At 34.9% G+C, this 26,087-nt stretch carries 32 protein-coding genes, 1 riboswitch and 1 other annotated feature; of the genes, 25 read left to right on the plus strand and 7 right to left on the minus strand.

The window, feature by feature from the left end; all coding sequences use genetic code 11:
* Nucleotides 1–15 precede the first annotated feature (15 nt).
* The 6 genes from JN09_RS07710 to JN09_RS03680 all read left to right on the plus strand — a co-directional run bounded on the left by JN09_RS07710 (nt 16) and on the right by JN09_RS03680 (nt 4,543).
* A complete protein-coding gene (locus tag JN09_RS07710) occupies nt 16–438 on the plus strand; it encodes a competence protein ComK (RefSeq protein ID WP_204432780.1) in 423 nt (140 codons plus the stop codon).
* Between the two features lie 99 nt (nt 439–537).
* Nucleotides 538–1,731: a phosphoglycerate kinase gene (locus tag JN09_RS03660; protein ID WP_204432781.1), complete on the plus strand. Its 1,194-nt coding sequence runs from the start codon at nt 538–540 to the stop codon at nt 1,729–1,731.
* Nucleotides 1,731–2,270 (plus strand): cupin domain-containing protein, encoded by a 540-nt coding sequence (locus tag JN09_RS03665; protein WP_235985179.1) that lies wholly within the window; start codon nt 1,731–1,733, stop codon nt 2,268–2,270. The genes JN09_RS03660 and JN09_RS03665 overlap by 1 nt, the downstream gene beginning before the upstream one ends.
* Nucleotides 2,271–2,285: 15 nt before the next feature.
* On the plus strand, nt 2,286–2,531 hold the full coding sequence (locus tag JN09_RS03670) for an HPr family phosphocarrier protein (protein ID WP_204432782.1): 246 nt from the start codon (nt 2,286–2,288) through the stop codon (nt 2,529–2,531).
* Between the two features lie 9 nt (nt 2,532–2,540).
* Nucleotides 2,541–3,305, plus strand: coding sequence for a triose-phosphate isomerase (gene tpiA / locus JN09_RS03675; RefSeq protein ID WP_204432783.1), 765 nt, complete (start codon nt 2,541–2,543; stop codon nt 3,303–3,305).
* A 119-nt stretch (nt 3,306–3,424) separates the two neighbouring features.
* The gene (locus JN09_RS03680) at nt 3,425–4,543 is read left to right on the plus strand and encodes an SLC13 family permease (protein WP_204432784.1); all 1,119 of its coding nucleotides are present in this window, start codon (nt 3,425–3,427) and stop codon (nt 4,541–4,543) included.
* 73 nt (nt 4,544–4,616) lie between these two features.
* Here JN09_RS03680 and rpsD read toward each other — a convergent pair whose 3' ends face one another.
* Nucleotides 4,617–5,216, minus strand: coding sequence for a 30S ribosomal protein S4 (rpsD, locus tag JN09_RS03685; RefSeq protein WP_204432788.1), 600 nt, complete (start codon nt 5,214–5,216; stop codon nt 4,617–4,619).
* Nucleotides 5,217–5,404: 188 nt separating this feature from the next.
* Nucleotides 5,405–5,848, minus strand: a complete 444-nt coding sequence (gene msrC, locus JN09_RS03690; RefSeq protein ID WP_204432789.1) for a free L-methionine (R)-S-oxide reductase MsrC — start codon at nt 5,846–5,848, stop codon at nt 5,405–5,407.
* A 74-nt stretch (nt 5,849–5,922) separates the two neighbouring features.
* Here msrC and thiI point away from each other — a divergent pair, with 74 nt between their 5' ends.
* The 3 genes from thiI to JN09_RS03705 are packed head-to-tail and all read left to right on the plus strand — an operon-like array spanning nt 5,923 to nt 8,743.
* The gene (gene thiI / locus JN09_RS03695) at nt 5,923–7,194 is read left to right on the plus strand and encodes a tRNA uracil 4-sulfurtransferase ThiI (protein WP_204432790.1); all 1,272 of its coding nucleotides are present in this window, start codon (nt 5,923–5,925) and stop codon (nt 7,192–7,194) included.
* Nucleotides 7,163–7,867 (plus strand): TrmH family RNA methyltransferase, encoded by a 705-nt coding sequence (locus tag JN09_RS03700; protein WP_204432791.1) that lies wholly within the window; start codon nt 7,163–7,165, stop codon nt 7,865–7,867. Before thiI ends, JN09_RS03700 begins: the two co-directional genes overlap by 32 nt.
* Nucleotides 7,868–7,870: 3 nt before the next feature.
* Nucleotides 7,871–8,743 carry an IolE/MocC family protein gene (locus tag JN09_RS03705; RefSeq protein ID WP_204432792.1) on the plus strand — a complete coding sequence of 291 codons (873 nt, stop codon included), beginning with the start codon at nt 7,871–7,873 and terminating at the stop codon, nt 8,741–8,743.
* A 78-nt stretch (nt 8,744–8,821) separates the two neighbouring features.
* On the opposite strand, the gene def is transcribed toward JN09_RS03705, so the two are convergent.
* Complete coding sequence (gene def, locus JN09_RS03710) at nt 8,822–9,385, minus strand: peptide deformylase (protein ID WP_204432793.1); 564 nt, start codon at nt 9,383–9,385, stop codon at nt 8,822–8,824.
* Nucleotides 9,386–9,482: 97 nt separating this feature from the next.
* Here def and JN09_RS03715 point away from each other — a divergent pair, with 97 nt between their 5' ends.
* The 10 genes from JN09_RS03715 (at nt 9,483) to JN09_RS03760 (ending at nt 15,922) form a co-directional block, all read left to right on the plus strand.
* A complete protein-coding gene (locus JN09_RS03715; RefSeq protein WP_204432799.1) occupies nt 9,483–9,878 on the plus strand; it encodes a YlbF/YmcA family competence regulator in 396 nt (131 codons plus the stop codon).
* Nucleotides 9,868–10,101, plus strand: a complete 234-nt coding sequence (locus tag JN09_RS03720; protein ID WP_204432804.1) for a DUF2129 domain-containing protein — start codon at nt 9,868–9,870, stop codon at nt 10,099–10,101. The genes JN09_RS03715 and JN09_RS03720 overlap by 11 nt, the downstream gene beginning before the upstream one ends.
* Before the next feature lie 68 nt (nt 10,102–10,169).
* Nucleotides 10,170–10,415, plus strand: a complete 246-nt coding sequence (gene rpsP, locus JN09_RS03725; RefSeq protein WP_204432811.1) for a 30S ribosomal protein S16 — start codon at nt 10,170–10,172, stop codon at nt 10,413–10,415.
* 22 nt (nt 10,416–10,437) lie between these two features.
* On the plus strand, nt 10,438–10,686 hold the full coding sequence (locus JN09_RS03730; RefSeq protein ID WP_204432812.1) for a KH domain-containing protein: 249 nt from the start codon (nt 10,438–10,440) through the stop codon (nt 10,684–10,686).
* 57 nt (nt 10,687–10,743) lie between these two features.
* The gene (gene rimM / locus JN09_RS03735) at nt 10,744–11,223 is read left to right on the plus strand and encodes a ribosome maturation factor RimM (protein ID WP_204432813.1); all 480 of its coding nucleotides are present in this window, start codon (nt 10,744–10,746) and stop codon (nt 11,221–11,223) included.
* Complete coding sequence (gene trmD, locus JN09_RS03740; protein ID WP_204432814.1) at nt 11,220–11,948, plus strand: tRNA (guanosine(37)-N1)-methyltransferase TrmD; 729 nt, start codon at nt 11,220–11,222, stop codon at nt 11,946–11,948. The genes rimM and trmD overlap by 4 nt, the downstream gene beginning before the upstream one ends.
* A 175-nt stretch (nt 11,949–12,123) precedes the next feature.
* Nucleotides 12,124–12,486 carry a 50S ribosomal protein L19 gene (gene rplS / locus JN09_RS03745; protein WP_204432815.1) on the plus strand — a complete coding sequence of 121 codons (363 nt, stop codon included), beginning with the start codon at nt 12,124–12,126 and terminating at the stop codon, nt 12,484–12,486.
* 147 nt (nt 12,487–12,633) lie between these two features.
* Nucleotides 12,634–13,629 (plus strand): LacI family DNA-binding transcriptional regulator, encoded by a 996-nt coding sequence (locus tag JN09_RS03750; RefSeq protein ID WP_204432817.1) that lies wholly within the window; start codon nt 12,634–12,636, stop codon nt 13,627–13,629.
* Between the two features lie 211 nt (nt 13,630–13,840).
* Nucleotides 13,841–15,076: a tyrosine--tRNA ligase gene (gene tyrS, locus JN09_RS03755; protein ID WP_204432819.1), complete on the plus strand. Its 1,236-nt coding sequence runs from the start codon at nt 13,841–13,843 to the stop codon at nt 15,074–15,076.
* Nucleotides 15,077–15,085: 9 nt separating this feature from the next.
* Nucleotides 15,086–15,922: a diacylglycerol/lipid kinase family protein gene (locus JN09_RS03760; RefSeq protein ID WP_204432820.1), complete on the plus strand. Its 837-nt coding sequence runs from the start codon at nt 15,086–15,088 to the stop codon at nt 15,920–15,922.
* Nucleotides 15,923–16,101: 179 nt separating this feature from the next.
* On the opposite strand, the gene trpS is transcribed toward JN09_RS03760, so the two are convergent.
* Complete coding sequence (trpS, locus tag JN09_RS03765; protein ID WP_204432822.1) at nt 16,102–17,100, minus strand: tryptophan--tRNA ligase; 999 nt, start codon at nt 17,098–17,100, stop codon at nt 16,102–16,104.
* 38 nt (nt 17,101–17,138) lie between these two features.
* Nucleotides 17,139–17,322 (minus strand) — a binding site (T-box leader).
* Nucleotides 17,323–17,402: 80 nt separating this feature from the next.
* Nucleotides 17,403–17,524: riboswitch (cyclic di-AMP (ydaO/yuaA leader) on the plus strand.
* Nucleotides 17,525–17,566: 42 nt separating this feature from the next.
* Between trpS and JN09_RS03770 the strand changes: the two genes are divergently transcribed.
* Both JN09_RS03770 and JN09_RS03775 read left to right on the plus strand, forming a co-directional pair.
* On the plus strand, nt 17,567–18,904 hold the full coding sequence (locus JN09_RS03770) for a cation:proton antiporter (RefSeq protein ID WP_204432827.1): 1,338 nt from the start codon (nt 17,567–17,569) through the stop codon (nt 18,902–18,904).
* A 1-nt stretch (nt 18,905) separates the two neighbouring features.
* Nucleotides 18,906–19,265: a P-II family nitrogen regulator gene (locus tag JN09_RS03775; protein WP_204432830.1), complete on the plus strand. Its 360-nt coding sequence runs from the start codon at nt 18,906–18,908 to the stop codon at nt 19,263–19,265.
* Between the two features lie 47 nt (nt 19,266–19,312).
* Here JN09_RS03775 and pepF read toward each other — a convergent pair whose 3' ends face one another.
* Nucleotides 19,313–21,094, minus strand: a complete 1,782-nt coding sequence (pepF, locus tag JN09_RS03780) for an oligoendopeptidase F (protein WP_204432836.1) — start codon at nt 21,092–21,094, stop codon at nt 19,313–19,315.
* Nucleotides 21,095–21,313: 219 nt separating this feature from the next.
* On the opposite strand from pepF, the gene spx reads away from it, so the two are divergent.
* A complete protein-coding gene (gene spx, locus JN09_RS03785; RefSeq protein WP_204432838.1) occupies nt 21,314–21,775 on the plus strand; it encodes a transcriptional regulator Spx in 462 nt (153 codons plus the stop codon).
* A gap of 146 nt (nt 21,776–21,921) precedes the next feature.
* Nucleotides 21,922–22,272: a hypothetical protein gene (locus JN09_RS03790; RefSeq protein WP_204432840.1), complete on the plus strand. Its 351-nt coding sequence runs from the start codon at nt 21,922–21,924 to the stop codon at nt 22,270–22,272.
* A gap of 67 nt (nt 22,273–22,339) precedes the next feature.
* Here the strand turns inward: JN09_RS03790 and JN09_RS03795 are convergent, their stop codons facing one another.
* Both JN09_RS03795 and JN09_RS03800 read right to left on the minus strand, forming a co-directional pair.
* On the minus strand, nt 22,340–23,422 hold the full coding sequence (locus tag JN09_RS03795; protein WP_204432842.1) for a GMP reductase: 1,083 nt from the start codon (nt 23,420–23,422) through the stop codon (nt 22,340–22,342).
* Nucleotides 23,423–23,527: 105 nt separating this feature from the next.
* Nucleotides 23,528–24,085 (minus strand): CYTH domain-containing protein, encoded by a 558-nt coding sequence (locus JN09_RS03800; protein ID WP_204432844.1) that lies wholly within the window; start codon nt 24,083–24,085, stop codon nt 23,528–23,530.
* 143 nt (nt 24,086–24,228) lie between these two features.
* Here JN09_RS03800 and JN09_RS03805 point away from each other — a divergent pair, with 143 nt between their 5' ends.
* Nucleotides 24,229–24,930, plus strand: a complete 702-nt coding sequence (locus JN09_RS03805; RefSeq protein WP_204432846.1) for an NAD(+)/NADH kinase — start codon at nt 24,229–24,231, stop codon at nt 24,928–24,930.
* A gap of 113 nt (nt 24,931–25,043) precedes the next feature.
* Entirely contained in the window at nt 25,044–26,054 is a 1,011-nt protein-coding gene (gap, locus tag JN09_RS03810; protein ID WP_204432852.1) for a type I glyceraldehyde-3-phosphate dehydrogenase, read from the plus strand.
* Nucleotides 26,055–26,087: the final 33 nt, after the last annotated feature.

Consider the following 26,087-nt stretch of genomic DNA (forward strand, 5'->3'; position numbering starts at 1 on the left):
TTTTCTTTTTATAAAATGATACTTTTTATTAGGCAAAACAGCGAAGGATCAGTACTCTTTATCGACAATTACAGACAAAAAGCTTCAAAACCATCCATAAGCATCATAAAACTGCTATGTGAAAAAGCATTATGCAGTTACGAATCAAGGGTTACAAGTACTAAAAGTATGTTTAAATTGTATGCTAGAGTGCCGATATACATCCATCAAGAACTTCTTTTATTTCCTACAAAATCACCGAGAACCTATGAGAATATATGGGTGAATTATTGTAGTATTTTTACTTATGAAAAAAGGGGAAATCAGGTCTTGGTATTCTTTAAAAACAATGTCTCAGAACTCATAGATATCACTTATAAACAATTTAAACAAAGTATGTCCGTTTGTCAGAAAATATTTAATCACACTAAACATTTGGAAGATAGTTTATACTTTTAGTGTGATAACATTTTCATGAGATATTTTCTAGTAAATGCTATCACTTAGTGATATAATATTGTCGGTTATACATCATTATATTAATTAATGGAGGAAAATATGAACAAAAAAACAGTCAGAGACATTGAAGTTTCTGGGAAAAAAGTATTAATCAGAGTTGATTTTAATGTCCCTATGCAAGACGGAGAAATCACAGATGAAAATCGTATTGTTGAAGCTTTACCTACAATCAAATATATTGTAGATAACGGTGGACGTGCAATTCTATTTTCACACCTTGGACGTGTAGCTAGCGCCGAAGACAAAAAAGATGCAACATTAGCTCCAGTTGCAAAACGTTTACAAGAACTATTGCAAAAAGAAGTTAAGTTTGTACCTGAAACAAGAGGTCAAGTATTAGAAGAAGCTATCGCAAATTTGAAAGATGGCGAAATCTTAATGTTCGAAAACACACGTTTTGAAGACATTGAAGGTAAAAAAGAATCTAAGAACAACCCGGAATTAGGTAAATACTGGGCATCATTAGGGGATGTATTCGTTAACGATGCATTCGGTACTGCGCACAGAGCACACGCTTCAAATGCTGGTATTGCAGCAAACATCAAAGAAACAGTCGCAGGCTTCCTACTAGAAAAAGAAATTAAATTTATCGGTGGTGCAGTGTCCAATCCAAAACGTCCTTTTGTTGCGATTTTAGGTGGTGCGAAAGTATCCGATAAGATTGAAGTAATTTCTAATCTTTTAAACGTTGCAGACAAAGTAATTATTGGTGGCGGTATGGCTTATACATTCTTAAAGGCTCAAGGCTTTGAAGTTGGTACTAGCTTATGTGAAATTGAAAAACTAGATTTAGCTAAAGAATTATTAGAAAAAGCGGATGGTAAGATCGTATTACCAGTTGACTTTAGATTCACTAAGAAGTTTGAAAATGAACCTGCTAGCCATGTTGGCCCAATCACTGACATAAAAGCAGATGAAATGTCACTAGACATTGGACCTAAATCTGTTGAGTTATTCGCAGAAATTCTTGCAACTGCTAAAACCGTTGTATGGAATGGACCAATGGGTGTATTTGAAATGTCAAACTATGCACATGGTACAATTGGGGTTTGTGAAGCAATTGCAAATCTTAAATCAGCAACAACAATCGTTGGTGGTGGAGACTCAGCTGCAGCAGCAATCCAATTTGGATATGCATCTAAGTTTACACACATCTCAACAGGTGGTGGCGCTTCTCTAGAATACTTAGAAGGCAAACTATTACCTGGTATCGAAATCGTCGCTAATAAATAATGGACATCGGCAGTAAAATTCGAGAACTGAGACTCGAAAATGGTTTGACGCAAGAAGAGCTGGCGAATAGATTAGAACTCACTAAGGGCTATATTTCCCAGTTAGAACATAATTTGGCGTCCCCATCTATGAACACTTTATTTTCAATTTTAGAAGTTTTAGGTACTGATGTGAGTGACTTTTTCTCAAATCAAATCGAAGAACAAGTTGTATTTAAGAAATCAGACTTTTATGAAAAGGAAAACGGTGACTTAAAGCATAATGTTAGTTGGATAGTACCTAATGCGTTAAAATATGAAATGGAGCCAATTATTATTGAGATCCAACCTGGCGGGAAGTCATTTGAAGATGATCCTCACGCGGGTGAAGAGTTTGGTTATGTCTTAGAAGGCGAAGTTACTTTGGTTATTAATAAGAAGAAATACATCGTGAAAACCGGTGAAACTTTCTATTATCTAGCCAATAAGGAACATCACTTGACGAACCACACCAATAAAAAGGCCAAAGTACTTTGGATTAGTACGCCGCCAATGTTTTAAAGAAAGGTGAAATATATGGAAAAAGAAGTTATTGTAAAGAGCACTACTGGATTACATGCTAGCCTAGCAGTAAAAATCGTTCAAACTGCATCAAAGTATGCTGTTAATATCGAATTACACTACAAGGACAAAGTTGTTGATCTTAAATCTATTTTAGGATTAATGTCACTAGCTATCCCACAAGGTGAAAACGTTAGAATCGTAGCCTCTGGTCAAAATGCTGAAGAAGCCATTAAAGATATCTCAGCAATTTTAGGATAAGGAGTATTTATGAACAAACATAGAATACCTGTTATAGCAGGTAACTGGAAAATGTATAAAACACGTGATGAAGCATTACAATTCATTTACGCTGTGAATCAAGAAATGCCTTCAAGAGATGAAGTTGAAACCGTTATTTGTGCAAATGACGTTTTATTGAGAGACCTAGTTAAAAGACAAGGTGAATCATTAAAGATTGGTGCACAAAACATGCACTTCGCAGAAAACGGAGCATTCACTGGGGAAACCTCTCCACTTGTATTAGAAACTACAGGTGTTGCCTATGTTATTATTGGACATAGCGAAAGAAGAGCAATGTTTAATGAAACAGACGAAACTGTGAACTTAAAAGTTCATTCAGCGATTAAACATGACTTAACACCGATCGTATGTGTTGGCGAATCCTTAGAGATAAGAGAAGCAGGCACAACAAACGAAGTTGTTAAAAACCAAATTATTAAAGCTTATGCTAACTTAAACGATAAAGATGCATTAAGCACAATCGTTGCTTATGAACCAATTTGGGCAATCGGTACTGGCAAAACTGCTACACCTGAACAAGCAGAAGAAACCATTAAAGCGATCCGTGATGTATTAGCTTCATTATATGGTGAAGTTGCATCAAAGATTCGTATTTTATATGGTGGATCTGTTAATGCTAAAAACATCGATGCTTTACTTGCAAAAGAAAACATTGATGGCGCATTAGTTGGTGGCGCATCTCTAGATGTATCAAGCTACTTAACACTAGTTAAAGCTGCATTAAACAAATAATTCTAAGCGCATTTACAAGAAATTGTGAGTGCGCTTATTTTTTTTGGTTGCTTTTAAAAATTACTTGATTATAATATCAATTAGGTGTGAAAACCACAGGTACACCACTAGGGGATAATATGTCAAAAATCAAAGATTTTTTTCTTAAAGATAAGGTATTCTTAATTGCATTTATTGTTGCGCTTATATCGGTTTTTTTAAATCCAAACTTTAAAGACTATCCAAGTTTTATAAACTATAAAGTCTTAATTGTCATGTTTACGTTAATGCTTGCAGTATCAGGTATGACGCATCAAAACCTATTCACTGTAATTGCGGTGAAGATGGTTAAACATTTAAAAGACATGCGTACGATTGCGCTTGTAATCGTCCTTATTAGTTTCTTCTTAGGAATGCTACTAACCAATGATGCTGTACTATTGACACTTGTACCATTTACATTGTTTGTAACATCAAAGATTAATAGACATAAAGAAGCCTTAATCATTGTTATCTTACAAACGTTAGCAGCTAACTTGGGTTCAGCGCTTACCCCAATGGGGGATCCGCAAAACATTTTCCTATATACTAATTTTGATTTATCTTTTTGGACATTTATGTCAAAAACAGCAGTGATCACAATCACGGGGTTTATTCTTTTAGTCATTTCTATATTTATCATTTTCAAACAAGATGAAGTACATCCGATTGTTGAAGAATTTAAGATTAAGGACAAACGTATTTACATATTCTTTGTCATCTTCCTGATTGGTATTTTAACCGTCTTACATGTCATCCCTGAATGGGTTACCTTGCCAGTAGTAGTAGCAATAGGATTAGTTTTTGGACGAAATGAATTTAAGAATGTCGATTATCACTTGTTATTGACATTCACGATGTTTTTCATCTTCACTGGAAATATCGGTGAAATACAAGCCGTTAATGATTTCTTTAGTGGAATCTTGACCAGTGAATCCAGTGTATTTTTCACAGGGCTATTAGTCTCTCAAGTTATTTCGAACGTACCTGCAACGGTACTGTTATCGGCATTTACTCCAACAGCTTATTTGCTAAACTTACTTCAAGGCGTTAATGTGGGTTCAATGGGAACTTTAGTTGGGTCACTTGCGAGTTTAATTACGTTTAAGTTTGTGATCAAACTATATCCAGAGAGATTTAAAGAGTATTTAGCCAAGTATACGTTGATTTCTATTATCTATATGGCAGTCATTATCAGTGTAATATTCTTACTACGCTAGACTTCGGTCTAGTTTTTTTGTTTTCTAAACAAAAAAGACTAAGATTTCTCTTAGTCTAATTAGTTAGTGCGGATTAACGGTTGTAGAATTCAACGATTAATTGTTCTTTGATTTCTGGTAAGATTTCATTTCTTTCAGGGTATCTTACGAATGTTCCCACTAATGTGTCAACATCGAATGATACGAATTCTTTACGTGCAACCATTTTTTCTAAAGCTTGTTTAATAACAACTAAGTCTTTAGAAGTTTCACGTAAGGATACTTTTTGGCCTGGAGTTAAGCGATAAGAAGCAATGTCTACTTTCTTTCCGTCTACTAAGAAATGTCCATGGTTAACAAGTTGTCTAGCTTGAGCACGTGATGCTGCGAAACCTAAACGATATACCACGTTGTCTAATCTTGATTCTAATAGTTTCAAGAAGTTTTCACCGTGTACACCTTGAAGTTTGTTAGCTTCTAAGAAAGTCTTATGGAATTGCTTTTCAGAAACACCATACGTAAAACGTACTTTTTGTTTTTCTTGTAGCTGTGTACCATAGTCACTTAATTTGCTTCTTCTTTGACCGTGTTGACCTGGAGCGTAAGGACGACGTTGTAATTCTTTACCAGTTTCTGATAGAGAATAGTTTAAACGACGTGAAACCTTCCAAGATGGTCCTGTGTATCTACTCATAATTTTTACCTCCTTATAGTATGTGGTGGTAAAAAATGCATTCACAAAGTTTAAGGTGATCAGCTTAACGTTTTCGCCTAAAGCAGAAGGTTACTTGCAACCCCATTGGGAAGTGATCTAGTCTTAAATTGTTTTTGCCTGCTTTTACCGACAAGCATGATTATACACAAAAAGGAATTGAATGTCAATTATATTTCATATAAGTCAACGACTATCTTCGCGAACTCGATAAAAAAGGTTTGAGTTTTTTCATCAAAACGGTTAAATAGTGTAGAATCTATGTCTAATACGCCAATGCCAATACCATTTTTAAATAGGGGAATCACAAGTTCTGAATTAGAATTTGAGTCACAAGCAATGTGTCCGTCAAACTGGTGCACATCAGGGACATTTAAGACTTCTTTTCTTTGGTATGCCGTACCACAGACTCCTTTGCCTAAGTCTATTTCTACACAAGCTGGAAGTCCTTGAAATGGGCCTAAAATGAGTTTGTTATCCTCTAGTAAATAAAACCCTGCCCAGTTTAACTCTTCGATATAAGCTTTGATAAAAGCACTCGCATTTGATAATAAAGATAAATTATTTTTTGATCCCTCTAAAAGAGATTTTCCGCTTTCTAATAATAAGTTCATTCAATCACCTCGTTACTAGTTTATATTATAACAAAGTTTTAAAAAAATTATGTTAAAATAGTAACGGTGATTATATGTCAAATTATGATAAAGTATTAATCCGTTTCGGGGATTTAATGCTAAAAGGAAAGAATCAAAGATTATTCAGAGAAAAAGCGATTGCGCTCTTAAAGAAAAACGTCAGTGATCTCAATGTTGTTTTAGAAAGACGTCATGACCGTTTATTCTTAGTGCTTAATGATACAGATGAAAAAGAACTAGTAAAAAGACTTATGAGAGTCTCTGGTATTGGATCATTTAGTTTTGTTGTAACTACAGAACCTAACTATGATGTGCTTGCCCAAAAGGCGATTGAACTCATAAAAAAGGAAGTTAAACAAGTTAAAACGTTTAAAGTAGAAACCAAACGTGTGGATAAGTCACTCGACTTAACCTCACAAGAGATTTCTCAACTACTGTCGAAAATGATTTTAAAAGAGACATCACATTTACTAAAAGTGGATGTGAGAAATCCAGAACTCACTGTCTATTTTGAAGTTAGGGAAGAAGAAGCCTTTATATACCTAGATTCAATTAAAGGATTGGGCGGCTTTCCAGTCGGTGCAGCTGGGAAAGGATTACTTCTGTTATCTGGCGGAATAGACTCACCTGTCGCTGGATTTTATGCGATGAAACAAGGCTTGGAAATCGAAGGTATCCATTTTGAATCTACGCCAATGACTTCCATTGAATCTGCACAAAAAGTCATCGATTTATCGAAAAAGATGAGTTTATATGCTCAAAGACACGAAATTAAGATACACATGGTGCCTTTTTTCAGACTACATGAAGAAATCATTAAACGTGTATCCCCAAGTTATACCATCACAGTGATGCGTAGAATGATGTTTAGGGTCGCACAAAAACTAGCAGAGAAGAAAAATTGCTTAGTGCTTGTAACTGGAGAATCCATGGGGCAAGTAGCCTCTCAAACCATCGAATCGATGGTTGCCATTGAAGCTGTAACAACCATACCGATTTTTAGACCACTCATCACTATGGATAAACAAGAAATCATTACGGTATCTAAAAACATTGATACTTATGATTTATCGATCTTGCCATTTGAAGATTGCTGCACAGTATACACACCAAAGAATGCGACAACCGCGCCTTCAATCAAAAAAGCAGAAATCAATGAACACTTCATGGAAGACATTGAAGGCATTATTGATGATATTATCGATAGAACCATTACAATCACAGTAGGTCCAAACACAAATATTGATTTAACCCAATACGGATTTACGGTAAGTGAAGCTTGGGAGGCTTATAATGATCACATCCAAAGACAACGACAAGATTAAGTATCTTTTAAAATTACATACCAAGAAATATAGAGATCAATTTAATGCATTCCTAGTTTTCGGAGATCATCAAATCGAAGAAGCGAATAAGAATGGCTATTCATTGGATTTATATACCTCTAACCCTAATAAAAAAGGTGAGCTCATCAGTGAAGCATTAATGAAGCTAGTGTCCCTAACAGAAACCCCAATGGATTCCTTGGGGATTGCGAAGAAGAAAGAGGAAGCAACTTACTCAAAAAGGATTTTGATGCTTGATGGCATCCAAGACCCAGGTAACATGGGAACGCTTATTCGTAGTGCCATAGGATTTGGATTCAATACCATCATTTCGAGTCTTGATTCCGTGGACTATTACCATGAGCGTTCAATAAGAGCCACTCAAGGCAATCTCTTTTATGCCAACCTAGTCAAAGCCCCTCTAAAAGAACGCATTCAAGCACTAAAGTTTTTAGGGTATAAAGTTTATGTAACTTCGTTAAAGAAATCTAAAGATATTAAGACCATTAGCCCTTCTGAAAAATGCGTAGTCGTATTAGGCAATGAAGGCAGTGGTGTATCACAAGCCATAATCGATATGGCAGATGAACTCGTAAGAATCAAAACTAATGATATCGAATCATTGAATGTCGCAATGGCAGGAACCATCATCATGTACGAATGGCAGGTGTAGATTATGAGTAACATAACAGCGTTTTTAGACCATTTTGATAAAGACTTCGAGTCACAATTAAATCTAGCAATTAAAACCGGCATTAAGCACATCTCGATGCGTTTTTTTGGCGATAAACAGTTAAAGGATTTGACGGTTGATGAAATCAAAACGTATCAATCTATACTCAAAAAACATAAGATGGGCATCTCTATGTTGGACGCTAAATTGGATTATCACATTATTCAGTACGACAAGAGTCAACTGGATTCCGTGGTTAATAATGCAGAGCTTTTACAAGCGAAAATTTTATTGATGGACTTGCCTAAACTAGATGATTTTGATCTTCAACACGATTTGCTGATTGCGTTTGTTAAATCTGTCCTCGAAGATAACAAAAAGAAACATTTTCAAATTGTATTCAAGATGAATGATACCTATAAACCTGGCGTACTTGCATTCTTAATCAATAGTATCAAATCAATCAAGTTCCAATTTGATTGTGGACACTTGATTAACTTACAGGCAAGTGTCACAACCACCTACCGAATCATGAAGAAGAACATCGAATCCATATTGGTTTATGATGTAGATAAGGATAAAGAATCTTCATTATTAGGATATGGGAATACAGGAATTATTGATATCTTACAAAAAATGAAACGTGATGATTTTAAAGGCTATGCCTTAATTGACACTAACTTAATCGAGTACTTGAATCATAGAAACGACCAAAAACCTAAGAAACGTTTCTTTGGATTATTCTCAAAAAACAAGAAACAAGTGGTTAAATATCAAAAGAATGATGCCATCCTTAAACTAAATGAAGAATCACACTTTGATTATGAATCGTTAATCGAAGTATACAAATCCGTTTTAGAGAAAATCCTACAATAACTATAAGACATCTACCAAAACATAAGTAGATGTTTTTTTTGCGTAAAAAAAGCTTAGGCAATCGCCTAAGCACATGTTTTATTCCTCTTCTTCAAATAAAGGTTTTGCGTTTGGAATCTCAATGTATAGTTTTGAAGTATACATGATGCCATCTAAATGATCATATTCGTGTTGGAATACGGTTGCGGTATATCCACTCAAAGTACCCTTTTTAAGGATGAAATCATTGGTTTGCAAATCATAGACATAGGCCTCAAACTGAATGGATTGATGTCTGGGTGTTAATCCTATTGTTTCTCTGTCAACAGAAAGACAACCTTCCCCACCATTTAAAAATACAATTTCATTTGAACGACTGATGATTCTTGGATTAACCACAATCATACTCGTTAAACTGCCATCCATATCATGAACATGCATTGCGAACATTCTTTTTGAAACATTGATTTGTGGCGCAGCTAAACCAACTCCAGGTCTCAAACCATATTTTTTTGATATCTCTTCATCTTGTGAATTAATAACGTATTGTAGTAGTGAAAATGCGATTTTACGGTCTGCTTCAGAAACAGGCATTTTTACCGGTTTGGCAACAGTTGTTAAAGTAGGATGACCTTCTCTAATAATGTCTTTCATTAATATCATAATAAACACCTCGTGTTAATTATAACATAATTTCTAATGAGGAGACTTATTTTGACAAAACACTAAAAAAAACGTATATTAATATTAGGTGATTTATTTGAATAGAACGGAAATATTACTTAAAGCTTATGAAGTAGCAGACGAGATCAAAAGAAGTCCTGACTTCACTGAGTTATTAAGATTGAAGAAACATATAGAAGAAAACTTTAAAGAAGAGTCAAAAGCATATCAAATAGCGAATTCTAAGTTTGGTGAAATACAAGTTCTTGGTGGACAGTATCACCCGGACTTCAAAAAGACAGTTTTAGAACTTGCAAGTGCTAAAAAGACCCTCTTTGAAAAAGAAGAAGTGAAGAAGTACTTATCGCTTGAACAAAAAATTCAAGCCGATCTTGATGATCTTTCTAGGGTATTAGCTTCGATTGTATCATCTCATGTAAAAGCCCCAAATGAGTTGGGCTTCTTAAAGGAGAGCAGTTGTCATGCAGGTTAACCGCATATCATATATTGTATATATTAAAAACGCAGAAGTCGTTAAAAGAATTAAAGAGTTAGATGTTAATGTGACTTACCATTCTCAAAAAGGTAAGTATGCAACCATATACTTTGATAAGTCTAAGGAAAAAGAAATCAAAGTTTCATTAGAAAAAATGAAAGGCGTCAGCAAATTTGAGAAGAGCCTTTTGGAAGCACAACAAGTTATTTTCGAAGTGTAAAGGAAAAATACTTGACAAGAAAAACTTACTGAGTATAATAGTAGTAGATACAAAGGAGTGAAAAAAATATGGTTAAAATTAGATTACAACGTTTTGGTTCAAACAAAAACCCATTTTACCGCGTAGTTGCTACAAACGCTACATCACCAAGAGATGGACGTTTCTTAGAAATCATCGGTACATATGATCCAGTTAAATCACCTGCTGTCGTAAACATCGATAAAGAAAAAGCAGCTAAATGGATTGAAAATGGCGCAAAACCTACTGAAACAGTTAGAAGCTTATTTAAGAAATATTCAATTTTAGACAAATAATACCAAAGGGGGATTCGTAAAAATGGCTATTAATTATGATTTACTTATCAAAAATATCGTTACGCCATTGGTGCTTCACCCTGAGGATGTACTTGTTAAAACACTTGCGGATGATGGATCGGACTTAGCTATTCAGATTCTTGTTAATCAGGAAGACCTAGGACGTGTCATTGGCAAGGGCGGAAAGATTGCCTCAGCCATTCGTACAATTGTTTATGCTGGTGCTTCTAAAGAAGGCAAGCACGTAAAAATTGACATTGATGCATTTTAAAGAAGAGAGTAGTCTCTTTTTTTTTCGTATTCATGTATAATGTAGGTGGTGATAAAAATGAGTTATGAAATCGGTAGAATCGCAAACACACACGGGATACGTGGTGAACTAAAAATCAAAACAGATAGCGACTTTGATCGTTTTGTTAAAGGAAAAGTCGTTTATATTGACTATAAGAATGAACGAATTGAACTGCTAATTAAGTCCGTAAGAGAAACCAACGATTATTTGATTGTGAAGTTTGATGGGCTTGATGACATCAATTTAGTTGAAAAATACAAAGGGTTATCCATCTTTACAGATGAGGCGCCAACACTACATGAAGATGAGTATCATTATCAAGATTTGATTGGTCTATTAGTCTATAACCAACACAACCAAAAGGTTGGGGTAGTCAATGATATAATTGAAGTCCCACAAGGACATTTATTACAAATTAAAACAGAAACCAAAATGACTTTAGTGCCATTTGTTGGTGCATTTGTTAAGGATATTAGTGATGTAATTATCATAGAGGAAATTGAGGGATTATTGTGAAAATAGACATTATAACCATTTTCCCTGACATGGTAAAAAGCGCACTGAATGAATCCATTATGCGCCGTGCTTTAGGACTAGGTTTAGCAGAAGTTAATGTATTTGATTTAAGGGATTATAGTTTATCAAAACATAAAAAAGTGGACGACACGCCTTATGGTGGTGGTGCTGGAATGTTACTACAATTTCCACCATTATATGAAGCGTTAAAGGCATTAAAAAAAGAAAACACCAAAGTGATTATTACCTCTCCAAGAGGCAAAACCTTCAATCAAAAGATGGCAGAAGACTTCTCAAAATTGGATCATATCATCATCTTGGCTGGCCATTATGAAGGATTTGATGAACGCATTTATCATTATGTGGATGAAGAAGTATCCGTTGGGGATTATGTATTAACTGGGGGAGAACTTCCTGCGTTGATTATGACAGACGCAATTGTAAGACTTCAAGAGGATGTTATCAAAAAAGAATCTCATGAAAACGATTCGTTCTCAAATGGGCTTTTAGAACACCCTCACTATACAAAACCTGCAACTTATAAAGGCCATGAAGTTCCTGAAGTTTTAAGAAATGGAAATCACCAGGAAATTGCTAAATGGCGCCATTATGAAGCATTGAAACAAACCTACATCAAGCGTAAAGACTTACTAGAAAAGTACGAATTATCGAAAGAAGATATGAAGCTTTTAGCACAAATCAAAATAGAGCTTGAAGAAGAATAGAGTTTATTTCAGATATGTATTTCAATATTGTCAAAATAGAGCAAGCGATTTTACGCAAAAACACTTGAAGCAAATATATATCTATGATATAATACAAAATGCCGTTAATCGGTAAAGCACAGTGGTCCGCTAGAGAATCCTTTATGAACACTGGAAGATTAGGAGTGAAGAAAATATGGCAAGAGCTAAAGGTCAACAATTGATCCAAGAGCTTACGAGCGCATACATGAAGGAAGTACCTGCTTTCTTTCCTGGTGATACAGTTAAAGTGTATGTAAAAATTAAAGAAGGTAACCGCGAACGTATCCAATTATTTGAAGGATTGGTAATTAAACGTCAAGGTGGCGGTATCAGTGAAACTTTCACAGTTCGTAAGATTTCCTATGGCGTAGGAGTAGAAAGAACATTCCCAGTGAATAGTCCATCTATCGATCGTCTAGAAGTTGCTCGTAGTGGTAAAGTTCGTAGAGCTAAACTTAACTACATCCGCACGCTTTCAACTAAAGCTGCACGTATCAAAGAAAAAAGAACATTTTAAAGAGTTGAAACCGGTACGAATCGTGCCGGTTTTTTCTTTTAAATTACGAGGAGTTCACAATCACTTCAAATATGAAAATTTTTCATAAATCAGTTGAAAGCCTTTACACGAAGTGATATAATTAATGTGTTATGAGGAGTTGAGATAATGAGCACAAAAGTGACAATTTACGAAGTAGCACTAGCGGCAAGAGTGTCATTAGCAACGGTTTCACGTGTTTTGAATAATCCAGAAAAGGTTAAACCAGACACACGAGATAGAGTATTAAAAGTTATCAAGGAACTAGGTTATCGTCCAAATGCGATTGCTAGGGGCCTTGCAAGTAGAAAAACAACAACTGTAGGCGTATTAATTTCAGACATTACTAGAGCCAGCGTAGCAGAAATGCTTGGTGGTATTTCTGATATTGCGATGAAATATAGCTATTCAATTAAGTTATTCTCTGCTCATGAAAATGCAAATATGGAAGATTTGCTAAACGACATCGTTGCGGAACAAGTAGATGGATTATTACTTTTAAATGATGAACTTGATAGCAATCAAATGAAAGCTACTAAAGAAACATTGGAAAGAAATGAAATCCCATTTGTTTTAGCTAACGTTATTTACGATGATAAAACCGTTCCTTCCGTATCCATCGATTATGAAAAAGCTGGGTATGAAATTACTAAATTAATGGTTGAACAAGGTAAGAAGAACATTTATCTTTTATCAACTGTTCGTAAATATTCAGTTAATGATCAAAAAGAACTTGGGTATTCAAATGCTATGAAAGAATCTGGTTTAGAACCAAAAATCTTCAGAACATCTGGGAATACCTCAGTAAACAGACAACATTTTGCAAATTTCTTTAGTGATAAGGTTATTGACGGTGCCATTGGGGTGCGTGATTCTATCGCTGTATCATTTATGAATATTGCCAATGAATCCGGTCGTACGGTTCCAGGTCAAGTGGTTGTTGCAGGCTTCCAAAATACTAAATATGGTATTTTATCAAGACCTACAATGACATCTATTGATATTCCAGTATATGATATTGGGGCAGTAGCGATGAGATTATTAACTAAACTAATGAATAAAGAAACACCAGATTCGCTACAAGTTGTGTTGCCACACTACATTGTAAGAAGAGAATCATTATAAATCGATCGATGACGAAAGATTAACTAAAGTAACACGTTATGAATGAAGAGACTTTGTGGTTGGTGAAAACAAAGCAAACAGTTATGGAAATACACTTTCTGAGATCATCAAATTAGAGTGCTGGACGATTGTCTAGAACTAAGGTGGTACCGCGATTATTCGTCCTTAGATTTTTTTAAGGACGTTTTTTTATAAATAAAGGAGAAAAACAATGAGTTTATACGAACAATTAAAGTGGCGTGGATTTATTAAAGACGTCTCAAATGAAGAAAAAGCAAAAGCATTGCTTGATAATGATAAAGTACATTTCTATTGCGGGTTTGACCCAACAGGGATGTCTTTAACCGTCGGACATTTAGTCCAAATTATTAGAATCATGTTACTCGCTAAACATGGACACAAACCAGTTGTGTTAATTGGTGGGGCAACAGGTTTAATTGGGGATCCAAGACAAACATCAGAACGCAAGCTTCTAACACTAGATGAGTCACTTGCGAACGCTGAGAAGATTAAGGTCCAATTATCTAAATTCCAAAAAGATGCAATCTTTGTTAACAACCATGAATGGATTTCAAAGATTGATATGATTTCATTTTTAAGGGATTTTGGTAAGAACTTTAATATCAACTATATGTTATCTAAGGAAACTGTCCAAGCTAGATTAGAAACTGGTATTTCCTATACTGAGTTTTCTTATATGTTAATTCAAGCCATCGACTGGTTACATCTATATCAAAATATGGATTGTAAGATTCAATTTGGTGGATCTGACCAATGGGGTAACATTACAACTGGTCTAGAACTAATTAGAAAAACGGTTGGTGAAAAACACGATGCTGTAGCCATGAGTTCACCATTATTACTTAAATCAGATGGAACGAAGTTTGGCAAGAGCGAATCGGGTGCACTTTGGTTAGATGAAGCATTAACTAGCCCATATGAACTATACCAATACTTCCTAAATACATCCGATGATGATATCTTAACGTACTTAAAGATGTTAACTTTGTTGTCTAAAGAGGAAATCGAAGCCCTTATGGAAGAGACTACTAAAGAACCTGAAAAACGTATTGCTCAGAAGAGACTGGCTTATGAAGTTGTGTTACTGGTTCATGGTGAAACCAAACTGGCAAACGCACTTAATGTTACGGACTCTCTTTTCTCAGGTGAGTTTTCAAAACTATCTTTAGAAGAATTACAAATGGCAAAGAAAGGATTAGATAGTATTGAATCAGAATCTATCAATATCCTAGATGCGCTTGTTGAAACAAAACTCGCAAGTTCAAAACGTGAAGCCCGTGAATTTGTTAAGAGTGGTGCTGTCATGGTTAATGAACTTAAAGTCACAGATTTTGATTTTGTTATCACTAAAAATGAAGCATACTTTGACAAATATGTTATTATAAGAAGAGGGAAGAAGAAGTTTGCATTAGTCGAAATTCTTTAGGAGGTGCCCATGGATATCATTCTCTATAATCCACTTTCAAGAAATGGTAAGAGTAAAGAAACGGTCTTAGATCTTCAAAAATATTTACTAAATTTAGGGAATCAGGTTCAAATTCATAACATATTTGAAATTGTATCTGTCAAAGATTTTTTGACTGCGGTTAGTAAAGAGGACAGAATAATTATCGTTGGTGGAGATGGAACACTTCATCACCTAGTAAACTCAATTAGAGACATTGATGTTAACCAGCCAATTTATGTGTTAAAAGCCGGAACAGGGAATGACTTCATTAGAAGCCTCAAATCCAAGGAACACTTAATTGAAATCACACCATATATCAAAGACTTACCTAAAGTCACCTTTAGCGGAAAAGAATCACTATTCTTAAATGGGACTGGTATGGGCGTGGATGCGATGGTGTGTCACTATGTCAACACGAGCACTAAGAAGAAGACTGCGGTCAATTATTTTAAAACTGCTTTGAAATGCTTCTTAACATTTAAACCAAGAAAAGCCGTTATTACGATTGATGGCGTTGAAAAAACCTATAACAAAGTATGGTTTGCATTAGCAGCTAATAGTTGTTATATGGGTGGAGGAATGAAGTTCTCACCAAAATCAAAACGCGAAGATGATATTTTAGAGATGATGATCATTCATAGAATTCCAAGGATCTTACTATTCTTAATATTCCCAACCATCTACTTAGGTTGGCATGTAATGTTTAAGAGATACGTAAAGATTATTCCGTGTAAAGAGGTTAAAGTTTCTTATGAATCTAATACCTTCTTACAAATGGATGGAGAATCTGTAGCAGACATTAACTACATGGAAATTAAACGATAACTAGCTCATCTGATATGATCCCCTTAATGTAGACACTACAAATAATTATAGTTTGTAGAGGTTTACAAAGAGGGGCTCAAATCTGAGCTAGTTTTTTTTGATAGTTTAGTATAACAAGTGCAACACAATAAAAAAATCCCTTAGAGGACTGTTAAATGTCTTATCTAAGGGATTATTTACTATTTAATTCTGCCAAGTCCTAGTCGCTTATAAACTTTTTGAATCTTTCTATAGGCAATATGTCTTGCGTTATCTCTACCCTTATCTAGAACCAAATCTAGTTCAGGTGAGGCGAGTAATGTTTGATAACGTTCTTGGATGGGTCTGATGTATTCGACGAGTTTTTCTGCCAAATTGGCTTTGAACTCTGCATAGTTTGAGTTTGCATACGTCTTTTCAATTTCAGAAATGGATTGACCAGTGATGATCGAATAAATCGATAACAAGTTGGAGATGCCAGGTTTATTTTCAACATCGTATACGATTCTTGTATCGCTATCTGTTACAGCGGATTTTATCTTGTTTTTGATAACGTTTAAGTCATCTAATAAGAAGATAACGCCTTTAGGGTTTTCATCTGATTTACTCATTTTCTTATGAGGGTCTTGTAAAGACATAATCTTTCCACCTATTTTTGGTGTTAATGGTTCTGGTACTTTGAAAGTATCCCCATGTTGAGAGTTAAATCTAATGGCTAAATCCCTGGTGAGTTCTAGATGTTGTTTTTGGTCTTCTCCAACAGGAACGATATCTGCATCATAAAGAAGAATATCGGCAGCCATTAATGCTGGATAGGTTAGTAGATTGGACTTAATACCTGCTTGTTGTTTAAGTTTCTTGTCTTTGTATTGAGTCATACGTTCCAGTTCAGGTACGTAAACGGTAGATTCCATTATGTAGCCTAATTGGTTGTGTTCTATGACTTCAGATTGAACAAAGAGATTAACTTTTTCTGGATCTAGTCCACAAGCTAAATAGATTGCTGCTAAACTTCGGATACTCTTTCTTAGTTGAGTTTTATCTTGTGTAACTGTAATCGCATGTAAATCAGCGATAAAAATAAAGAATTCTGTGTCAGTTAATTCCTCCTGTAAAGCGATAAATTGTTTGATAGCCCCTAGGTAATTACCTAAAGTGATGCTTCCAGATGGCTGGATTCCAGATACTAGTCTTTTCATATTAAATCCTCCTATAATAATAAAAAAACGCCCTTAATTCTAAGGACGACATAATCGCGGTACCACCTTAGTTCTATGTTTCCATAGCCCTCTTAATGTGTCTTTAAGCCGACAAGCTATTACTCAATAGGCCCATTCCTAACTAGTCATATAAAGGGTTCCCACCATCCCCTCTCTCTTGGCATACTCATAATTAGTACTATTCTATCTCAACGTATATTGATATTTTAATATAGTAAAACGCTTTTGTCAAAGAAAACCGTTTCTTTGGTTGACAAAGCGTTTCATTATGATATAATTTGGCTGTTATGTCTCCGAATCGTTTGGAGTGGGGGAACCAATTATTAGGGGTGAATCATATTTGTAAGGATACTTAATGTCCTGAACCCGTCAGCTAACCTCATAGGAGTAATTAAGCGTGTAAGTAAGTTATGCGTTTTTTTTATTATTTTTAAGGGGTGTTTATATGGATGTTTATGTTTTAATTTTTAAACTAGCTATTGTATTAGCTATTGGATTTGTTGGTGCATTATTGGCCAGAAAATTTAAACTACCTAACGTCAGTGGGTATCTAGTATTAGGTCTACTTTTAGGGCCATCCCTAGGATTGATCTTTAAAGGATATGAAGGGTTTATCACACCTGCTGATAGTAAGTCACTAGGATTTATCAGTGAAATTGCGTTAGCATTCATTGCCTTCTCAATTGGTAGTGAATTTGCAATTAAGTCCATTAAGAAGATGGGTAAATCGGTAATCGTATTAACTACATTCGAAGTTATCGGTGCGGTGCTTGTAGTATTCCTAGCGATGTTGTTCTTACCTAAACCAGATTACATCATGAGTTCATACTTACCCTTCTCAAACAAGAATATCGCATTTGGTTTAATCTTAGCGTCAATGTCTGCGGCAACTGCGCCAGCAGCTACAATGATGGTCATTCGTCAATATAGAGCTTACGGTCCTGTCACTAAGACCATTCTACCAGTCACTGCACTTGATGATATATATGGGATTGTTGTCTTTGGATTCTTTATCTCATTCGCAACCATTTTAGTTCCACAAGGCATAAGTCAACCATCTTGGCTAATGTTCTCTAAACCATTCATTGAAGTGTTTGGGTCAGTTATACTTGGAGCATTGATCGGATATGTACTCTCTAAATTAGCAAATAAATTCGACAAAGTAAGAGATGATATTCAAATACTGGCATTATTAACTGTCTTATTCTCAATTGGATTATCTTCGATTGTAAACCATTATTTACATGATTATGGGATTGCATTCTCACAATTATTAATGAATATCATGATTGGGACTTCCCTAGCAAACTTTGCTAAACGTCCAAATAACTCATTCTCTGCAATCAATGACTTATCTACACCATTCTATGTATTGTTCTTCACATTAGCAGGTGCAAGTCTAGATTTAGCGATTTTAAAATCAGACACATTGTTGATTTTAATCGCGGTAGTCTATATTTTTGCAAGAGGATTTGGTAAAATTATTGGTATAATGGTTGGGGCAATCATCATGAAATCACCAGATACCGTTAGAAAGTATTTAGGGATTGCTTTATTACCTCAAGGTGGTATATCAATCGGGTTATTAGTCATTGTTTCTGCACAAATGAACATGTTATATCCAGCGATTTCTACCATCATTATGTTATCAATATTGGTATATGAAACAATGGGACCAGTATTTGCTAAGTACGCAATTGGTAAGTCTGGAGAAATCAACGGATTAGACAAGTTGGATCAATTATCCAGTGTAGATGATTTAGAATTAGAAGGAGGACACTAATATGGAAGTTTTATTTATTGTATTAAACGATTTATCCTATTTAGATGAAATATTTAAAAAGTTTTTGGAACTCGAAGTTCGTGGCGCTACCATTTTAGATTCTAAAGGTATGGCACGTGCAATTATGGATAATGAAGGATTGAACTTCTTACTATCTGGACCTTTCCAACGTTCACTTGATGATGAACAAAAGAATTCTAAAACCATCTTTACCGTTGTTCCTGAAGGACAAAAAGCAGAAGACATCGTTCAGGCCGTTAGAAAAATAGTCGAACACTCTAAGAAACAAGTTATTGGGTTTATGTTTACAATACCAGTAAGTGGTATTTATACAATGAAACCAAAACATATTACAAAGTAATCTATCAAAACAAAAAGGTCTAGGAAATCCCAGACCTTTTTTAGTAGTTATTGTTTTAGAGTTTTTTCTAATTCATCAATTAAGAAGTTAAAACGTGTAATTACAGCTTCAAATGTGGATTTGTCCGTTAAGTCAGCACCAGCAAGCTTCGCGATTTCTACTGGATAGTCTGAACCACCAGCCTTTAACATCTTCTTATAGTTTTCCATTGCGTTTGGAAGACCTTTCTTGACGTTATCGTATACTTTTAATGAAGCACTGTAAGAAGTTGCGTATTGATAGACATAGAATGGTGTGTGGAATAAGTGAGGGATATATGCCCAAACATATTGTTTGCCTTCCTCTTCACGAATATCGATATCATAATAATGTTTATATAAGTCTACCATGATTTTAGATAAAGAAGCTTCAGTAATTGGTACGCCTTGTTCGACTAGTTTATTCGCTTCATATTCATAGGTTGCGAATAAGGTTTGACGGAAGAAGGTTGCCATGATTCCATCAATAGCATTTTCTAAAATCACAATTTTCTCTTCTTTAGTCTTTGCTTGTTTTAATAAGTGATCACTTAGTAAGTGTTCATTGAATGTAGAGGCGATTTCAGCAACAAATATTGTGTAATCTGCGACAGCCATTGGTTGTGCGTTGTTGGAGAAGATTGTATGTGCGGAGTGTCCTGCTTCATGGGCTAAAGTAAATACGCTATCGAGTGTATTGTCATGGTTAAGTAGAATGAATGGATGCCATCCATAAAAACCACTTGAATATGCCCCAGTACGTTTACCTTCTTTAGGTGAAACATCGACATAACCTTCATCTAATGCTGCTTTTTCATTTTTAACAAATTCTTCATCAAGACCTTCTAAGGATTCAAAGAATAATTTCTTAGCTTCATTATAATCATAAGTCTTATCACTCTTAGCGAGTTGTAAGAAACGATCATACGTATGATATGTATCTAATCCAAGATAGTCTTTACGAAGTTTAATATAACGTTTGATGGTGTCTACATTTTGATAAGCAACGTCTTTTAAGTTCATGAATACAGAAACAGGAATGTTATTAGAATCCAGTTTTGATTCTAGTGCCGATTTGTATCCCCTAGCTTTATAGGATGCTGCTAAGTTTTGAAGTACTAAATTATAAAGGTTTGCAAATGCATTTTTATTATCTTTATAACGTTTGAATACGGCTTCAAATACAGTTTTTCTATCACTTGCATTCTTCAAATTAGGAAGAATTGAGCGATAGTTTGATGTGTTAATCTTTAAGGTTTGACCGTCTGACAAAGTAACTGTTTCATCGGTTCTATCACCAACTGCTAGCGCATTATACATTGAAGTAGGAATGCTTCTAATTGGTTGATGAAGCGCCATGATGCGTTCGTTATCATCAGACAATACATGTTCTTGTTGGAAGAATAATTTTTCCATCACGAACTTGTATGGAACTAAACGTGGATCTCTTTCCACGAATTCCATGATTTTTTCTTTCCCAACAGAAATCACTTCTGGTGAGAAGAAAGAAGTAGCTTGTCCTAGTTTAGCAAGCTTAAGTTGAACAGATTGGTATTTAGACCCTAGTTCGTTGTCTTTTAGATTTAAATCCGCTCCAAGATGGGCATAAGCATAAACTTTGTATAATGTTTTGACGATGTCTTCTTCAAGTAATAAATAATCTCTAAAGCCTTCATACGTACCTAGTTTGCCTTTAAAATCTTTGAATTTGTCAATTTGAGCTTCAAATATGTCAAGATCTTTCTGCCATTCATCATAATTTGGGTAAAATATTGATAAATCCCATGTTTGCATATTATCAATTCCTTTCATAATTAGTATATATTATACAATATATTGTCATTAAATGATAAAAAACTCATTGAAAGATGAAAATAATCCCTTTTAGGGTCTAATATGTGATAAATTATATGAAACCGCTTTTGAATATTGATATTTTTTCTAAAAACGTTTATAATTAACTAGCAATCAAAATGATTGATCACGAAAGTGCTACAGGCTAATACCTGTGCCCAAGGAAGGGGAAAGACAATGATTACAATTTTTACTACACCAAGTTGTTCTTCATGTCGAAAAGCGAAAAAGTGGTTAGAAGAACATCATTTGCCTTACGAAGAGAAGAATTTATTCTCAAATCGTATCACTGCGAATGACATCTCATTGATGCTTAAGAATGCTGAAAATGGGTTTGAAGATATCATTTCAACTCGTTCGAAAGTATTTAAAGATCAAGATTTAGACGTTGAGTCTATGTCAGTTAGTCAACTTAAGGATTTCATCATCGATAATCCAAGTGTCTTAAAACGACCAATCATTATTGATGATAAGAGAATGCAAGTAGGCTATAATGACGAGGAGATTAGAGTCTTTATTCCAAGACGCTTAAGACAACTCGTTATGTGTCAAGATTGTCCTGCTGGTGAGACTTGCGATTACCAACAAGCAATCAAGAAATATTTCGAAGAGATTAAACAAGAACAAAAACATATGTAAGATCTCCATCGTGGTATACGGTGGTTACGTGAGTGGAAAAGGTCTAACGATGGCAACTAATGGCGTAATGCATGGCCGCTCATACACTAAATTTAGATTTGGTAAAATCACAATAACAGCCTAATTTATAGAAAAGAGGAATCAAAATGGGACTACTCTTGGAAATACTGTTTGTTTTTGCGATAAACGCACTTCCAGTGATATGGGAAGGTAATCGGAAGACCTATGAAGAATATAAGAAACCAACCATTGTAACATTGGTTTCTTATAATATCTATCAAATGCTTTCGTTGATACTATCATACAGATTGGACAATATTAAGCTTGTTCTATTACTAATTTGCTTTATATATACTGTTTTTGTGATTCCTAATCTATTCATCTTTATAAAAACGAAGAACAAGTTATATAAACGCGTATTATTAAGATATCAGGTGTTGTTATTACTAAACACGCTATTATATCCTATAATTGCCTATCTAACTACACTGTTATAAACTGCTCATTATAGCAGTTTTTTTTCTAAAAAAATGAACTAGTTAGGAGAACCTAACTAGTTCACAATTAATGTCTTGTATAAATATCGTTGTATTGTCTATGTACTCTAACGAATGTAGTACATTTGGATAAGTCTTTGAGGGTTTTTGCACCAACATAGGTACAAGTGGATCTAATGCCACCTAATATATCCTTGATTGTATCTTCAACGTGTCCTTTAAATGGAATCTTCACGGTTCTACCTTCTGAACTTCTGTAATCTGCAACTTCACCTTTATGTTTGAGCATTGCAGTAGAAGAACTCATGCCATAGAATTGGACAAATTTAATCTCTTTATAAATCGGTTCAAAAGTTCTCATATCTTTTTGAAGGGTATCATGGAACTCGCTAATGATTTTTCCGCCACCTTGGATGTGACCAGCAAACATCCCGCCTAACATAACGAAGTCAGCCCCAGCCCCAAATGCTTTTGCGACATCCCCAGGACATGTACAACCGCCATCAGAGATGATGTGAGCACCTAACCCGTGAGCTGCATCAGCACATTCGATGATTGCAGATAATTGAGGATACCCAACGCCGGTTTGGATTCTTGTTGTACAAACACTACCAGGTCCAATTCCGACTTTAACGATATCGGCACCTCTTAGGATTAATTCTTGAGTCATATCTGCCGTTACAACGTTACCAGCAATGATAACATGATTTGGATAGTGCGCTCTCACTTTAGAGACATACTCCCCGAAGGCTTCACTATACCCATTTGCAACATCAATACAGATAAAGGTTATACTCGGATTTTGATTCAAGATACTTGTTAAATTTTTAAAGTCGTGTTCGCTTGTACCTGTCGATACTGCGAATAGGTTTGGATCTAGTTTATCCATTGAACTAGCGATTTCACGCTCGCTGTAGCTTTTGACCAAACAAGTAAACAATTGTTTTTCCTGAAGGGATAATGCCATTTCTAATGTGCCAACACCATCCATATTTGCTGCCATGATTGGAACACCAGTCCAAGTCTTTGAAGCATGTTTGAATGTGTAGGTTCTCTCTAGTTGAACTTCCTTTCTACTCGATAGGGTAGAACGTTTAGGTCTAATCAATACATCTTGAAAATCTAATTTCTCATCAAATTCAATACGCATGTGGGCCTCCTTGTAAATCCATGTCTAGTATAATACAAAAAGTCAGATATTGAACCACTGTTTTTCGTTAAACGCTTACAAAAAAACAGGAGAGGTTTTCTCCTGTTATGCTTTTATGCCTTTTGTTTTATAAATTCTTTCGCTTTTTCTAATAGAAGGCTTTTGTGTAATGTTGTAGTGTTTTAAGAATTCTTCAAAAAACTTTTTACCTACATCATAGTTATCGACTTCATATTCGAGTTCGTAATCAGTAATGCCATAGTATTCTACTTTATCAAAAAATAGTTCACCATCTTTGTAAGGAATCGACACTCTATAGTTGTCTAGTGTACCTAGTAAAGTAACATTTTGATCTATGTCAAAAAAGTCCTTTGTGTTAAACCCATTTTTAATCATGTCAGTCGCTTCTTGTTCATCTAGTAAAACGTGTTGTTCAAAAGCACCTTTGTCGCTGTGTGACTTTAAAGTGATTTTGTAGAAGTGCTCACCTTTTTTGCGGACTCTTAATACAATCTTGTTTTTTCTAAAATAATACTCTTCGGAATCAAAGTAAAAGTTCGTTTGTTTAAAGATATTATTCTCTAATTCAAACTCGTTCAATAAATCAAAATATTGCTTTTCATCTAAAGGCGTCTTGAACTCAATTTCAATATTTGTTTTCATTTAAGCATCACCCGTTACTATTATCTATTATTTACTCCAAAATATCAAGAACTATGATATATTTATAAATGGGAGTTGATAGTTTGAAGTATACAGTCCTGCATAAAAAAAATCAAGAGAGCATTCTTTTAAAGGATCAGTTGATGGAAAAAATCAACGGGGATTATGATGAGACTAACCCTGATATCGTCTTTACCATTGGTGGAGATGGAACGGTTTTAAACGCAGTAGCCAAGTACTCACATCTTCTGGATCATGTTTTATTTGTCTCAATCCACACGGGTAATCTTGGGTTTTACACAGAATTCTTACCTCAAGAGTTGGATGATATCTTAAATCTGCTCAATACAAATTATCAAATTAATGAATTCTCATTATTAAGTTATAAGGCAGGTGCCTATGAAGGGCTTGCGATGAACGAGGTGTTTGTTAGTGGTAAGTTTAAAATGTTGGAAGCGAATGTATACATCGACGACAATCTAATTATGACCACAAGAGGTAATGGCATTTGTATTTCTACACCAACCGGGTCAACAGCTTATAATTATGCACTTGGTGGGGCAATTATCGATCATGACATCAAAGCCGTTCAACTTACATTATCTGCACCATTTGAAACTGTAAAACATCGTATGGCTTATCCAATCGTATTATCTGAAAAACATGCATTCATTATTGAGCCAAAGAACTATGATTGTGAACTGTCTGCCGATAGACTACATTTAGACTTACATAATGTAACGAAAATTCATGTTAGGATTTCGAATAAGACAGCACGTTTTTTAAAAAACGTAGAAAATCAATTTGCAAAAAGAATTAAAGAAACATTCATCACCAATGATTAAAACGTTTACATAACTTAAATACAGGGTGAACGAGTTGAAATGCCTTGAAATTTAGGGATAAAATGATAAAATAACAATGGAAACAAAAACCAAATATAAGGAGGGTTTTTTCAATGGCTATTAAAGTAGCAATCAATGGATTTGGTCGTATCGGCCGTTTAGCATTCCGTTTAATGCACCAAAGCGACGCTTTTGAAGTCGTAGCGTTAAATGACTTATCAAATGCAGATGAACTTGCATATCTATTAAAGTATGATACTGCTCAAGGTAGATTCCCTGGTCAAGTATCAGTTGAAGGTGAATACCTAGTAGTTGACGGTAAGAAAGCAAAAATTCTTGCAGTTAGAGATCCAAAAGAATTACCTTGGAAAGATTTAGGAATCGACGTAGTTCTTGAATGTACTGGTTTATTCTTAGATGAAGAAAAAGCAAGTGCACACTTAGTTGCAGGTGCTAAGAAAGTTGTTCTTTCTGCTCCAGCAAGCTCCAAAAACATCAAGACTATCGTTTACAACGTTAACCACAACGTATTAGACGGTTCAGAATCAATCATTTCAGGTGCTTCATGTACTACAAACTGCTTAGCACCAATGATCGACGTTCTTGACAAAGAATTCGGCGTTGAATGGGGATTCATGACTACAGTTCATGCTTACACTAATGACCAATCATTAATGGACCAACCACACAAGAAGGGTTATATGACTCGTCGTGGTAGAGCAGCAGCAGCTTCAATCATTCCTTCAACAACTGGTGCCGCTAAAGCTGTAGGTAAAGTATTACCACACTTAAACGGTAAATTAGATGGTACTGCATTACGCGTTCCAACTATCACTGGTTCAATCGTTGACTTATCAGTAGAACTTAAAAAACAAGTTTCTGTTGAAGAAATCAATCAAGCATTCAAGAAGGCTTCAAACGAATCTTTAGTTTACACTGAAGATCCTATCGTGTCTGCAGACATCGTTGGTTCACCATCATCTATCTTTGATGCTAACACAACTCAAATCTTAAATGCAGGCGACAAACAAGTTGTTAAAGTTATGTCATGGTATGACAATGAAATGACTTACACAGCACAATTAATCAGAACACTTAAATATTTTGCATCATTAATTAAATAATTTCTGATCATTTCCAAAAGGCACTTTTATTAA

It is taken from the genome of Paracholeplasma morum, from assembly GCF_016907055.1.
Taxonomy (GTDB): domain Bacteria; phylum Bacillota_I; class Bacilli_A; order Acholeplasmatales; family UBA5453; genus Paracholeplasma; species Paracholeplasma morum.

Excerpts from the sequence above, each read along its gene's own strand:
- JN09_RS07710 (WP_204432780.1), top strand. The coding sequence starts at position 16 with ATGATACTTTTTATTAGGCAAAACAGCGAAGGATCAGTACTCTTTATC.
- JN09_RS03660 (WP_204432781.1), top strand. The coding sequence starts at position 538 with ATGAACAAAAAAACAGTCAGAGACATTGAAGTTTCTGGGAAAAAAGTA.
- JN09_RS03665 (WP_235985179.1), top strand. The coding sequence starts at position 1,731 with ATGGACATCGGCAGTAAAATTCGAGAACTGAGACTCGAAAATGGTTTG.
- JN09_RS03670 (WP_204432782.1), top strand. The coding sequence starts at position 2,286 with ATGGAAAAAGAAGTTATTGTAAAGAGCACTACTGGATTACATGCTAGC.
- tpiA (WP_204432783.1), top strand. The coding sequence starts at position 2,541 with ATGAACAAACATAGAATACCTGTTATAGCAGGTAACTGGAAAATGTAT.
- JN09_RS03680 (WP_204432784.1), top strand. The coding sequence starts at position 3,425 with ATGTCAAAAATCAAAGATTTTTTTCTTAAAGATAAGGTATTCTTAATT.
- rpsD (WP_204432788.1), bottom strand. The coding sequence starts at position 5,216 with ATGAGTAGATACACAGGACCATCTTGGAAGGTTTCACGTCGTTTAAAC.
- msrC (WP_204432789.1), bottom strand. The coding sequence starts at position 5,848 with ATGAACTTATTATTAGAAAGCGGAAAATCTCTTTTAGAGGGATCAAAA.
- thiI (WP_204432790.1), top strand. The coding sequence starts at position 5,923 with ATGTCAAATTATGATAAAGTATTAATCCGTTTCGGGGATTTAATGCTA.
- JN09_RS03700 (WP_204432791.1), top strand. The coding sequence starts at position 7,163 with ATGATCACATCCAAAGACAACGACAAGATTAAGTATCTTTTAAAATTA.
- JN09_RS03705 (WP_204432792.1), top strand. The coding sequence starts at position 7,871 with ATGAGTAACATAACAGCGTTTTTAGACCATTTTGATAAAGACTTCGAG.
- def (WP_204432793.1), bottom strand. The coding sequence starts at position 9,385 with ATGATATTAATGAAAGACATTATTAGAGAAGGTCATCCTACTTTAACA.
- JN09_RS03720 (WP_204432804.1), top strand. The coding sequence starts at position 9,868 with ATGCAGGTTAACCGCATATCATATATTGTATATATTAAAAACGCAGAA.
- rpsP (WP_204432811.1), top strand. The coding sequence starts at position 10,170 with ATGGTTAAAATTAGATTACAACGTTTTGGTTCAAACAAAAACCCATTT.
- JN09_RS03730 (WP_204432812.1), top strand. The coding sequence starts at position 10,438 with ATGGCTATTAATTATGATTTACTTATCAAAAATATCGTTACGCCATTG.
- rimM (WP_204432813.1), top strand. The coding sequence starts at position 10,744 with ATGAGTTATGAAATCGGTAGAATCGCAAACACACACGGGATACGTGGT.
- rplS (WP_204432815.1), top strand. The coding sequence starts at position 12,124 with ATGGCAAGAGCTAAAGGTCAACAATTGATCCAAGAGCTTACGAGCGCA.
- JN09_RS03750 (WP_204432817.1), top strand. The coding sequence starts at position 12,634 with ATGAGCACAAAAGTGACAATTTACGAAGTAGCACTAGCGGCAAGAGTG.
- tyrS (WP_204432819.1), top strand. The coding sequence starts at position 13,841 with ATGAGTTTATACGAACAATTAAAGTGGCGTGGATTTATTAAAGACGTC.
- JN09_RS03760 (WP_204432820.1), top strand. The coding sequence starts at position 15,086 with ATGGATATCATTCTCTATAATCCACTTTCAAGAAATGGTAAGAGTAAA.
- trpS (WP_204432822.1), bottom strand. The coding sequence starts at position 17,100 with ATGAAAAGACTAGTATCTGGAATCCAGCCATCTGGAAGCATCACTTTA.
- JN09_RS03770 (WP_204432827.1), top strand. The coding sequence starts at position 17,567 with ATGGATGTTTATGTTTTAATTTTTAAACTAGCTATTGTATTAGCTATT.
- JN09_RS03775 (WP_204432830.1), top strand. The coding sequence starts at position 18,906 with ATGGAAGTTTTATTTATTGTATTAAACGATTTATCCTATTTAGATGAA.
- pepF (WP_204432836.1), bottom strand. The coding sequence starts at position 21,094 with ATGAAAGGAATTGATAATATGCAAACATGGGATTTATCAATATTTTAC.
- spx (WP_204432838.1), top strand. The coding sequence starts at position 21,314 with ATGATTACAATTTTTACTACACCAAGTTGTTCTTCATGTCGAAAAGCG.
- JN09_RS03790 (WP_204432840.1), top strand. The coding sequence starts at position 21,922 with ATGGGACTACTCTTGGAAATACTGTTTGTTTTTGCGATAAACGCACTT.
- JN09_RS03795 (WP_204432842.1), bottom strand. The coding sequence starts at position 23,422 with ATGCGTATTGAATTTGATGAGAAATTAGATTTTCAAGATGTATTGATT.
- JN09_RS03800 (WP_204432844.1), bottom strand. The coding sequence starts at position 24,085 with ATGAAAACAAATATTGAAATTGAGTTCAAGACGCCTTTAGATGAAAAG.
- JN09_RS03805 (WP_204432846.1), top strand. The coding sequence starts at position 24,229 with ATGGAAAAAATCAACGGGGATTATGATGAGACTAACCCTGATATCGTC.
- gap (WP_204432852.1), top strand. The coding sequence starts at position 25,044 with ATGGCTATTAAAGTAGCAATCAATGGATTTGGTCGTATCGGCCGTTTA.